The organism is Pseudomonas sp. P1.31 (assembly GCF_001269815.1).
Classification (GTDB): Bacteria; Pseudomonadota; Gammaproteobacteria; order Pseudomonadales; family Pseudomonadaceae; genus Aquipseudomonas; species Aquipseudomonas rustica.
This window is the reverse complement of sequence record NZ_LHVN01000020.1, coordinates 47,109-57,769: the sequence shown is the minus strand read 5'-3', so window position 1 is coordinate 57,769 and position 10,661 is coordinate 47,109. Positions and strand designations below refer to the sequence as shown.

At 58.1% G+C, this 10,661-nt stretch carries 9 protein-coding genes; 1 reads left to right on the top strand and 8 read right to left on the bottom strand.

The window, feature by feature from the left end; all coding sequences use genetic code 11:
• Positions 1 to 26: 26 nt before the first annotated feature.
• From glgA to AD669_RS13540, 6 genes are all read right to left on the bottom strand, one after another.
• A complete protein-coding gene (gene glgA, locus AD669_RS13565; protein ID WP_053120566.1) occupies positions 27 to 1,613 on the bottom strand; it encodes a glycogen synthase GlgA in 1,587 nt (528 codons plus the stop codon).
• 646 nt (positions 1,614 to 2,259) lie between these two features.
• The gene (locus AD669_RS13560) at positions 2,260 to 3,213 is read right to left on the bottom strand and encodes a D-2-hydroxyacid dehydrogenase family protein (RefSeq protein WP_053120564.1); all 954 of its coding nucleotides are present in this window, start codon (positions 3,211 to 3,213) and stop codon (positions 2,260 to 2,262) included.
• A gap of 13 nt (positions 3,214 to 3,226) precedes the next feature.
• Positions 3,227 to 4,273 (bottom strand): alpha/beta fold hydrolase, encoded by a 1,047-nt coding sequence (locus AD669_RS13555; protein ID WP_053120562.1) that lies wholly within the window; start codon positions 4,271 to 4,273, stop codon positions 3,227 to 3,229.
• Positions 4,274 to 4,361: 88 nt separating this feature from the next.
• Positions 4,362 to 4,796, bottom strand: coding sequence for a YqaA family protein (locus AD669_RS13550; RefSeq protein WP_053120560.1), 435 nt, complete (start codon positions 4,794 to 4,796; stop codon positions 4,362 to 4,364).
• Positions 4,796 to 5,242: a DUF411 domain-containing protein gene (locus AD669_RS13545; protein WP_053120558.1), complete on the bottom strand. Its 447-nt coding sequence runs from the start codon at positions 5,240 to 5,242 to the stop codon at positions 4,796 to 4,798. Before AD669_RS13545 ends, AD669_RS13550 begins: the two co-directional genes overlap by 1 nt.
• A 217-nt stretch (positions 5,243 to 5,459) precedes the next feature.
• A complete protein-coding gene (locus tag AD669_RS13540) occupies positions 5,460 to 7,451 on the bottom strand; it encodes a methyl-accepting chemotaxis protein (protein ID WP_053120556.1) in 1,992 nt (663 codons plus the stop codon).
• A gap of 380 nt (positions 7,452 to 7,831) precedes the next feature.
• Here AD669_RS13540 and AD669_RS13535 point away from each other — a divergent pair, with 380 nt between their 5' ends.
• A complete protein-coding gene (locus tag AD669_RS13535; RefSeq protein WP_053120554.1) occupies positions 7,832 to 8,362 on the top strand; it encodes a hypothetical protein in 531 nt (176 codons plus the stop codon).
• 56 nt (positions 8,363 to 8,418) lie between these two features.
• Here the strand turns inward: AD669_RS13535 and AD669_RS13530 are convergent, their stop codons facing one another.
• Together AD669_RS13530 and AD669_RS13525 are read right to left on the bottom strand one after the other, a co-directional pair.
• On the bottom strand, positions 8,419 to 9,345 hold the full coding sequence (locus AD669_RS13530) for a GNAT family N-acetyltransferase (protein ID WP_053120552.1): 927 nt from the start codon (positions 9,343 to 9,345) through the stop codon (positions 8,419 to 8,421).
• The gene (locus AD669_RS13525; protein ID WP_053120550.1) at positions 9,345 to 10,634 is read right to left on the bottom strand and encodes a phenylacetate--CoA ligase family protein; all 1,290 of its coding nucleotides are present in this window, start codon (positions 10,632 to 10,634) and stop codon (positions 9,345 to 9,347) included. Before AD669_RS13525 ends, AD669_RS13530 begins: the two co-directional genes overlap by 1 nt.
• Positions 10,635 to 10,661 lie beyond the last annotated feature (27 nt).

Here is a 10,661-nt window from a genome sequence, read left to right as displayed (position 1 = left end):
CAACCTCCTTGTTCCTTGTGGATCGGTTACTTGTGGATTGCTTTACCCAAGGCCTTGGCCACCAGTTGTTCGTAGAGTTCGGCGTACGGTTCAACCGCTTTGCACCAGTTGAACGGTGCCGCCATTGCCCGGCAACGCATGGCATTGAGCAAATCAGGATAGGCGAAGACTTTGAACGCACGGCTCAAGGCTTCTTGATAGCTTTCAACAGTGGATTCGTCGAAGAGGAAACCGGTAATGCCATTTTCAATGGTGTCGGCCAGCCCACCGGTGTTGCGCGCAACCGGCAATGAGCCGAAGCGCTGGGCGTACATCTGGCTCAGACCGCAGGGTTCATAACGCGAAGGCATCAACAGGAAGTCGCTGCCGGCGAACATGCGGCGGGCGTCGGTTTCGTTGAAGCCGATGCGCACACCGATCTGGCCCGGGAAGCGCAAGGCCAGTTCGCGCATGGCTTGCTCTTCTTCCGGCTCGCCACGACCGATGATTGCGATCTGGCCGCCGTTCTGCACGATGTACTCGGACACCGCTTCAGTCAGATCCAGACCTTTTTGATACACCAGCCGCGACACCACAGCGAACAGCGGGCCGTCGGAGTCATTCAGTTCAAACAGCTCGCGAACGTGGGCGGCATTGACGGCTTTGCCTTCCCAGTCACCAATGGCGAACGGCGCGAACAGGTGCGGATCCGTGGCGGCGTCCCAGCTCTCATCGATACCGTTAGGGATACCGCTGAGCAAACCTTGCTGGGTCTTGGCGGCGAGAAAACCGTCGAGGCCGCAGCCGAAATCCGGGGTGGTGATTTCCTGCGCGTAGGTGGCACTGACCGTGGTGATGTGGCTCGAGTAGGCCATGCCGGCCTTGAGAAACGACATCTTGCCGTAGAATTCCATGCCTTCCTGTTGCAGTGCATGGTTGGGAATGCCCAGTTCAGGGCACGAGCCGAGGCTGGTCACGCCTTGATACGCGAGGTTGTGAATGGTGAACAGGGTCGGCGTGCGCTGCCCGCGCCAGTGCATATAAGCAGGGGCCAGACCAGCCGGCCAGTCGTGGGCGTGCACCAGATCCGGGCACCAGTGAATTTGTGCGAGGTTGGCGGCGATGTCGGCAGCGGCCAGACCGAGACGGGCGAAGCGGATATGGTTGTCCGGCCAGTCGCGACCGTTGTTGGCGCCATACGGCGAGCCTTCGCGCTCGTACAGTTCCGGGCAGATCAACACGTAGATCACCAGACCGTCAGGCATGTCCATGCGCCCGATCTTGCACGGAGGCAGCGCAGCATGACCGCCGAGTTCGCCGATGATGTGGATCGGGTTCTCGCTGTGCATCACTTGCGGGTAACCGGGGATCAACACGCGCACATCGTGCAAATGGGCCATGGCACGGGGCAGGGCGGCAGACACGTCACCCAGACCGCCGGTTTTCACCAGGTCGGCGATTTCCGAGGTCACGAATAACACTTTCTTCTTGTTGGGATTCTGACTTGCTACTGGCGTCAGCGTTTTGGTGCCGGGGACGTTGATCTGTCGGCTGCCGGGAACGCTGATGGTGCTCGATTCACCCATCGATTGGTGAGCACGCTCTCCCTGAATATCCAATGCCGCACTGATCATATGAATCTCCCGTGTTGTTGATCTGATTCTTGTGTTCTCTCTGTAGGGGCTGCCGAAGGCTGCGATCTCTGGCTTCTTAAAGGATCAAAAGATCGCAGCCTTCGGCAGCTCCTACGTACGGCAAGCGCAAACGCGCCACGGATCGGTGAGCAAACGCTACCCAACACGCGCAAGCAGAATGGGTGTTTGGGCTATTGCAAGGATTGCACCAGTCGCTTCGGCCCTACCTTTGTGATGACCCGCCGCGTCGTGCAAAAGTTTCGACTTTTTTTCCGGAATGTGACCAACCGGTTTCGTGCCCCGAAAACCAGTCTAGGCCAGATCCTAGAGCGGGCGAGGGCAAATGGGTAAATTGTTCGACAATCGGTTTGCTTTAATCGGTAATCGGAGTTTTCAGAGGTAAATGCACCGACGAAGTGCAGGTTTTTTTGAGGCGCGGGGCTAAAACGGTGACTGAATAGTCACAATTTTGTGCTGGGGAAGGAGGGGGTTGCACTGTTGTGGTGCGGGCAGTTTGTTGATGGGGTGACAGTTAGTGCCCCTTCGCGGGCAAGCCTTGCACCTACATTTGGAATGCGTCCCCTTGTAGGAGCAGAGCTTGCTCGCGAAGGCGATGGCACCTGCACCATCGCAATCAGGAAATGACTCAATTCAACAACCGAATCGGCTCCCCCGCAGCCCAGCCCTGAATATCCTCGATCATCTGCGAAAAGAACTGCTCATAATTCTGCCGACTCACGTACCCGACATGCGGCGTCGCCAGCACATTGTCCAACGTGCGAAACGGGTGCATGTCCGGCAACGGCTCCTGCTCGTACACATCCAGCGCCGCCCCGGCAATCTGCTGTTTCTGCAACGCCTTGATCAGCGCCGCTTCATCAACAATCGGCCCGCGCGCGGTGTTCACCAGCAGCGCCGTCGGTTTCATCCAGCCCAGCGCCTGCGCATCGACCAAGCCGCGACTGCGCTCGCTGAGCACCAGATGCACTGACAACACATCCGCCTGCTCGAACAGCGCCTGCTTGCTGACGTACGTCACGCCGATCTGTTCCGCCCGCTCAGCCGTGAGATTCTCGCTCCAGGCAATCACGCGCATGCCAAACACCTGACCAAACTGCGCGACACGCTGGCCAATGCTGCCGAGGCCGAGAATGCCCAGCGTCTTGCCATGCAGGTCGCCACCCAGACCCTGCTGCCACTGCCCGGCGCGCAGCGAATTGGCTTCGTTCACCAGATTGCGTGTGGCCGCCATGATCAGCGCCCAGGTCAATTCCGGCGCTGCATGTTTGTAGCTATCAGTGCCGCAGACCTTGATCCCGAGTTTGGCTGCCGCTGGCATGTCCAGCGCCGCATTGCGCATGCCGCCGGTGACCAGCAGCTTCAGATTGGGCAGACGCTTGAGCAAATCCTCATCGAAACGCGTGCGCTCGCGCATCACGCAAATCACCTGATAGCGGCCCAGACGTTGCGCCAAAATGGCGTTCTCCGCCGGGTAATCATGTTCAAACGTGACTGCGCCGATGCCGTCCAGCACAGACCAGTCAACCACGTCGCGGGCCACGTCTTGCCAGTCATCGATTACCGCAATCTGCACCGCCATCAGCCTTACCTCATCAACGAACGGGATTGGTTTTGCTCAGCCAGCCCAGCAGCGCTTTGTGGAACTGCTCGGGTTCTTCCATTTGTGGTGCGTGGCCCATGCCGGGGAATTCCACCAGCGTCGACTGCGGGATCAGTTTCGCCACTTGTTTGCCGAGCACGTCGTAGTGACCGATCTTCGCCTTCACTTCCGGTGGCGCAATGTCCTTGCCGATGGCCGTGGTGTCGGAGGTACCGATCAACAACAGCGTCGGCATTTTCAGGTTCTTGAACTCGTAGTACACCGGCTGGGTGAAAATCATGTCGTAGATCAGCGCCGAGTTCCAGGCGACTTGGGTCTTGCCCGGGCCTTTGCTGAGGCCGGCGAGCATGTCGACCCAGCGATCGAATTCAGGCTTCCAGCGGCCATCGTAATAAGTCGTGCGTTCGTAATCGCGAATGCCTTGGGCGGTGACTTTCAGTTCGCGCTCATACCACTGATCGACGCTGCGATAGGGCACGCCAAGGGCTTTCCAGTCTTCCAGACCGATCGGGTTGACAAGCGCCAGTTGATCGACCTGCTCCGGGAACAGCAGCGCATAACGCGTGGCCAGCATGCCGCCGGTGGAGTGGCCGAGCAGCGTAGCTTTCTGGATGCCCAGCGCTTTCAGCAGTTGCTGGGTGTTGGTCGCCAGTTGCTGGAAGCTGTACTGATAGTTGTCGGGTTTGCTGGAGGAGCAGAAACCAATCTGATCCGGCGCGATCACCCGATAACCGGCCTCGCTCAGAGCTTTGATCGAACTGTCCCAGGTCGCGCCGCAAAAATTCTTGCCGTGCATCAACACCACGGTGCGGCCATTGGCCTTGCCGTGAGCGGCGACGTCCATGTAACCCATTTGCAGTGATTTGCCTTGGGACTGAAAAGCGAAGTGTTTAAGCGTGTAAGGGTATTCGAACCCCTGCAGTTCCGGGCCATACGCCGGGCCTTCGGCGGGCGCGGTTTCAGTGGCGGCATGCGCAAACAGGGGCAGGGCGGCGCTGAGAAACAGGCCGGGCAACCAGCGGTTTAACGAGTTGGACATAGGGACAAACTCCATGGAAATCGGCCGATGCTGGAATGGCCGCATTACGGCGACGTTAAACACACAGGCAATGTCGGCGGCTGATGGTTCAACCGAGCCAGCCGAGGGTTAACAGGGCCAGCACGCCATAGCGCGCGCCTTTGGCGAGTGTGACGATCAGCAGAAAACGCCCGAGGGGTTCGCGCATGACGCCGGCGATCAGCGTCAGTGGGTCACCGATAATCGGCAACCAACTGAGCAGCAACGACCAATGGCCGTAACGATCATAGTGCTTGTGCGCCGTGGCCATGTGTTTGGCGCTGACCGGAAACCAGCGGCGCTCCTGAAATCGCTCGATCCCGCGCCCCAGCCACCAATTGACCAGCGAGCCGAGCACATTGCCCAGCGTCGCTACCGCCAACAACCCCCACAGCCAGTAGCGCTCGCTGACGATCAACCCGACCAGTAACGCCTCGGACTGCAACGGCAATAACGTTGCCGCCCCGAACGCGGCAAAGAACAGCCCGACGTATGCTGCACCCATCAATGAGCCGGGTAGTCCGCCACCACGACGTCAGCGCCGTTCTTCTTCAAGCCGATCACTTGATAAGCATCGCTCATGCCATCCATTTCCATGCCCGGCGAGCCCATCGGCATGCCCGGCGCGGCGACACCGAGCAGATCATCGCGCTTGGTCAGGGCCAGCACTTGATCGGCCGGCACATGGCCTTCGACGAATTTGCCATTGATGATCGCGGTGTGGCACGACGCCAGACGCGGTGGCACGCCGTGTTGTTGTTTGAAGCTGCTCATGTCGCTCTCGACATGGTCTTCAACTTTAAAGCCGTTGGCTTCGAGGTGGCTGATCCACTTCTTGCAGCAGCCGCAATTGGCGTCGCGGTGAACTTCGATCGGGATCAGATCGGCGGCTTGCGCCAGGGAAGAAATGAACAGAGCGCTCAGGGTGAGCAGACGCAGAGAGGTTCGCATGACAGGTTCTCGAGTCGAGTGGCGGTCGAAAAAGAACGTATTTTGACCGGTTTTTCCTGGCCGGCTTCAACGGAGTGTTTCCAGTTGCTACAAGACCGGAACGCCGTAGTCCCTGTAGGAGCTGCCGAAGGCTGCGATCTTTTGATTTGGCTTTTAAGGGGCAAGATCAAAAGATCGCAGCCTGCGGCAGCTCCTACAGGGGTGTCACTTTGGTGGTTCAGCTGACTTTAAAGCGCCCCATAATCGCACTCACCCGGCTATTAGCCTCCAGCAATTGCTGCGTATTCAACTCGCTGGCCTGGCCGCTGTGTACCAGTTCTTCAACCATATGGCGGATTTGCACCATGCTGCGGTTGATCTCTTCGGTCACGGCGCTTTGCTGTTCGGCGGCGGTGGCGATTTGCGTGCTGAGGCTGTTGATGTGGCTGACCGAACCGGCCATTTCATCCAGACCGGTGTTGACCCGCGCCGTGGCGTCGGCCGCCGACTGGCAACTGGCCTGGGTGTTTTCCATCGCCGCAACCGATGAGCTCACGCCTTGTGTAAGGCGAGTCAACATTTCGTTGATTTCCGACGTGCTGGCCTGAGTGCGAGCAGCGAGGGCGCGGACTTCGTCAGCCACCACGGCAAAACCACGACCCTGTTCTCCGGCGCGAGCGGCCTCGATCGCAGCGTTAAGCGCCAACAGGTTGGTCTGGCCGGCGATCGCGCCAATCACCCCGAGAATCTCGGTGATGCGTTGAGCGTCCTGCTGCATGTTTTCAACTTTGTGGGTAGCGCTGGCCACTTCGTCGATCAGCGCTACAACGCTGTTGGTCGCTTCACCCACCACCACCCGCGAGCGGTCGGCGTTTTCGTTGGCTTTTTGGGTGAACGCGGCGGTTTCAGCGGCATTTTGCGCGACGCTTTCGGCGGTCGAGCTCATTTCGGTGATCGCGGTAACCGTCTGATCGGTTTCCGAGGCATGGCGCAACAGAATCTGACTGGTGTGCGCCGAGGTGCGTTGCAGGTTGTCGAGGCTCGAGGCCATGGCACCAGTGGCGTGAGTCACTTCGCCGATCATGTTTTGCAGATACGCGATAAACGCGTTGATCGAATGGCCGATCGCGCCCAGTTCATCTTCGGCGCGAATGGTGATGCGCTTGGTCAGGTCGGCATCGCCGCTGGAAAGCAAATCAATGTTGGCCTTCAACGCCTTCATGCGCGCGATCAACTGACGAATCGCGTAGACCTGCAGCAGCACCAACAGAATCACCAACGGAATCTGCAACAGGCTCAAGGTGCTGAGCACGTCATCACGCTGGGCGGTAAGCATTTTGGTCGGCAGGGCGGTGGCGAGGAACCACGGCGTGCCTTCGATCGGACGCATAAAGAAGGTGCTGTCCTGACCGTTGTTGTCGAACTCGACGCGTTGCGATTGCTCGCGGTTTTGCAGGCCAGCGTTGATCTGCTTGGCGAACGGCAGGTTGCCCGCCAGTTCGCTGATGTTCTTCAGCACGATCGGGCCGCTGATTCGCGAGCTGTTGCTGATGATCTTGCCGTCGGCTTCGACGATGAGCATTTCGGCGTTGAGGTCTTTTTCCTTGCGCGCCACCAGATCATTGAAAAAGCCGAGGGTCACGTCGATGGTCGACACGCCCCACGCTACGCCGTTTTTCTGGATGGCCATGGCGCAGTTGGTGCGCGGCTCGGCACTGGCGTCGTCTTTATAGGCGGCGGCCCAGGCACATTGGCCGCGCGGGGTTTGCATGCCGCCCTTGTACCAGCTCTGGTCGTAGTAATTGGGCGCGGCGTCGCTGTTCCAGAAGGTGTTTACCGCCAGTTTTCCCGAGGCGTCGCGGTGCCAGAAAGTGCTGAACTTGTTGCGTCCGGCTTCACGTTGGCCGGGCAGCGGCCAGATACCGCCGCCGAAGACTTTCAATTCGCCGTACTGGTCAACCAGCCCCGGCAACACGGTGTCGATTGCCGCGCTGTCGAGCAGGGGAATGGTCTGGGTGATGCTGCGTTGCTGTGCCTGAACCTTGTTCAATTCGCCCTGAATCTGTTCAGCAACTTCGGCAATGCGATTGAGCACGACTTGCTCTTCGGTGTGCCGCAACTTGGGCGCGACCAATTGGCTGATGCCGACCACGGTCAGCACTGACAACAGCAGAATGAACAGAACCAGAAACAGCGTGTAGCGAGCCTGAATGGTGCGGAATGCGGGCATGGAAACCGGTCCTTGAGCTGCGATTGTAGTTATGGCGCGGGGATACGAAACAGTGCGGGTATCCCTACGTATCGTCGCGGCAAAGGGAAGCTTTAGGTACTTTCGTACTGGATCTCTAATTGTCGATCAATGGCACGTATCGGACTTGATACATGCAAACTAACCAGCCTGTTCATTAGTGCTATAAATCTATTCTCGGCGCTCTAACAATATCGCTGTAAGCCTTTATTTAGAACGCTTTGCAGATTTGTATCTGAAATGTACGAAATGTGTAAAAAGACCATAAATAAGTTGGAGTCACTGGTGCGCCGGCGGATACTCTCGGGCATACAAGTCGCTCAACAAGGACATTTCATGGCCGTTTTTCAAGGAGTTTTCGCATGACTATCGGCATTACCGGTACCTGGCAGAGCAAGGCCGGCGTTCTGGTTCGCGACACGGGTGCGAAGAAACAGGTGGCTCAGAGCGTCAAGGTGCAGCAAATGCTCACCAAGGTCGGCACCAACCCTAATGCCTTGAACGTTGCCGAGATGGACAAGCAAGGACTGCGCAAGCAGATCAAAGGGTTTGACCCGACCAACGTGTCGGTGAAACAACTGGGTAATCTGAGCGAATTTCTGCGCGGTAGAGGGCTGATTTCAGAGATCACCTCCATCACTCTGCTCAATGCCGGCGACAAATTCGACCGTTTCGGCGTACAGAAAGACCCTGAAGCACGCTTTAACGCGCTGGAGTATTTCGCCACCCAACTGGACACCATCCAGAGCAATAGCCTCAACGGCAATTTCTACGGCAAGAGCCTGATCCCGGAATTCAAGAAAGCCATTTATGTGCTGCAGAATCTGAAGACCTACGGTGAAGGCAACGCGCCTGCGCCGCCTTCGGACAAGGGCGTTAAAGCCAAGGCCTAAACGCCGCAATCCTGTGGTCTGCTGAGTTTTCATCAGACCACAGGCCATCGCTCCCGCTAACGATCAATCTGTGTGGCTGCCTGCGTTTGCGTCAGTTCGTGCAAGCGTTGCATGTGCGGACAGTGGAGATGCAGCGTCCGCTGGCACATTCCCCGATGAAACAACGCCAACCATCCCTCGTATTTGCCGTGCCCCGGCGCCAGTCCCGTAAAGACAAAACCGATATCGGCGAGCCGGCTCAGATCCACGGCAAAGTGCCTGGACAGTCTGAGCTTTATCGACACCAGCCAATGCGCTGGCAACTCTCGCAACTGCCTGATCAAGCCCGGACCGATCTTTTTCACAAGCATGTCGTATCGGTTCGCCTGCTTTTCCAGTTGAACCGGTACGCCGCTCCAGCGAGGCGTTTGATCATCGACACCGAACACGTTGCTGAGGTGGAGCATGAATGCCGCGCAACGGGTCGGCCAGCGTTGGCTCGGCAACGGTTGTTGATAGCCTGGAATGACCCGGCAACCAATGACAATCGATTCCGGCGTGCTGGCGCCGAACGGCGAGGGTACGTAGTCCGGCAGCAGCCCGGTGTTATGAAAGCCGAGGCTGGCGGCCATCCGCTGCGTGTAGGGGTGATGGGTGACTTGCTTGATTGTGACATTGCGACACCCCAACGCCTGCGCATGAGTCAGTAACTGCTCGCCCAGACGCGTGGCGATTTGTTGGCCACGGGTTTGCGGGTGGACGACGCTCAGCGCCAGTTCGGCACTGTGCGAGGCGGTTTCGCGAAACAGTGTGGCGTGGCCGAGGATCTGTTCATCGACTTCGGCAACCAGCGAATGCCATCGATGATCCGCGTGGTTCTGGCTAATCATGTGCGGCAGGTACACATGCGGTTGCACATAGTGATCACCGTAGACCTGCCTGAACAGTTGGCTGACCGCCGTTGCGTCGGAATTGCGGTAGTTGCGTAAAATCAGTGTTTCCATCACGTAAGCCCCGCAGCAGGGGGCGAGTACACGCGCCGATCGAGTACGCGCAAGCATTTTCCGGAGCGCGGATGACGCTGCAGATCTTCGGATGTGCAACGTTGAATGCGCAATTCCAGCAATTGGTCAGCCTGCAGTTTTTTGATCAGCGGATAGCACTCGACCAAGCGCAATTCAAGTTGCCGGCAAGCGTTCTCGTCGGACGGCGGCGGGGTGGTCGGTTGCCACTTCAGGCTCAATACATCCTTGTGCGCTGTCTGTTCGATCATCAGTTGCCAGTCGTCACTGCCAACGGTGTGCTGGACGATGGCGCCGATTTCGCTCGGAATCAGCGAAAGCAGGCCCACGCGCACCCGTTGGCTGCTGGCGCTGCGTCCTTTTAGGGCAAATTTACGCCGGGCGGTGCCGGCGGGCTCACGCCAGCAGGCGCGATCGCCGACCGGGTAGCGAACCAGCGGCATCAAGGTTCGATTCAGGTTTGTGAGCACTAACAGTCCCGGCTGATCACAGTCATCAATCACCGCTCCGGACACCTCGTCAATGATCTCGATAATGGCGTGCTCGTCCTGCATTCGATGCTCGCCGTCATCACAGTCCAGTGTACTGGCGCCGATAAAACCGGCATCGACGCTGGCGTAGCCAATGGAGGTGATGCGGGCGTTGGGGAAAACTTGGCCGAGTACCTGCCGCTGCGAAGCAAACAAGCTTTCGCCGCCGTAAAGGATTGTCTCGACGCCCTGCAGAATCTGCCCATGACGGCTCAGCCAGGCGGCAAATGCCAACAAGTGCGCAGGCACTCCTGCCAGAACATTGATCCGATGCTGAACGATCGCTTCGGCCAATACACTGGAATCGACGTCGCCGGTGAAAGGGAATTCGGTAATCGACGTATCGACATGCGCGAGCGCGTCATGAATAAACAGAAAGCTGGCGTACAAGTCGCCGGCGAAAAACAGATTGGCCACGCGATCGTCGGGCTTGAACTGCATTGTCAGGCTATGACCGAAGTCTCTGACGAGCGTGTGCCATTCACTGCGGCTGTAAATGGACAACTTGCCCGCGCTGGTCGAGCCGCCTGTTTTGAACACCAGCGCCTGACTCGGTGAACCTGTCAGCACAGGCCAACGATCAAGGTCATGACTTTGATCCCAGTAGTCGACTGGATCGGTCAGTGGCAGTTGGGCCAAAGCCGTGATCGGTTGATTAACAGGGCCCAGCGTTTCTGTGTAAAAACCCGAGTGTTGACGAGCGTAGGTGATCAGCTCGTTGAGTTGATGAATAGTTTTCACGGTGTTTTCTCTTGTAATAAGTCGGCT

Coding starts and splice junctions, on each gene's coding strand:
- AD669_RS13560 (WP_053120564.1), bottom strand. CDS start 3,213: ATGGCGGTGCAGATTGCGGTAATCGATGACTGGCAAGACGTGGCCCGC.
- AD669_RS13540 (WP_053120556.1), bottom strand. CDS start 7,451: ATGCCCGCATTCCGCACCATTCAGGCTCGCTACACGCTGTTTCTGGTT.
- AD669_RS13530 (WP_053120552.1), bottom strand. CDS start 9,345: ATGGAAACACTGATTTTACGCAACTACCGCAATTCCGACGCAACGGCG.
- AD669_RS13550 (WP_053120560.1), bottom strand. CDS start 4,796: ATGGGTGCAGCATACGTCGGGCTGTTCTTTGCCGCGTTCGGGGCGGCA.
- glgA (WP_053120566.1), bottom strand. CDS start 1,613: ATGATCAGTGCGGCATTGGATATTCAGGGAGAGCGTGCTCACCAATCG.
- AD669_RS13545 (WP_053120558.1), bottom strand. CDS start 5,242: ATGCGAACCTCTCTGCGTCTGCTCACCCTGAGCGCTCTGTTCATTTCT.
- AD669_RS13555 (WP_053120562.1), bottom strand. CDS start 4,273: ATGTCCAACTCGTTAAACCGCTGGTTGCCCGGCCTGTTTCTCAGCGCC.
- AD669_RS13535 (WP_053120554.1), top strand. CDS start 7,832: ATGACTATCGGCATTACCGGTACCTGGCAGAGCAAGGCCGGCGTTCTG.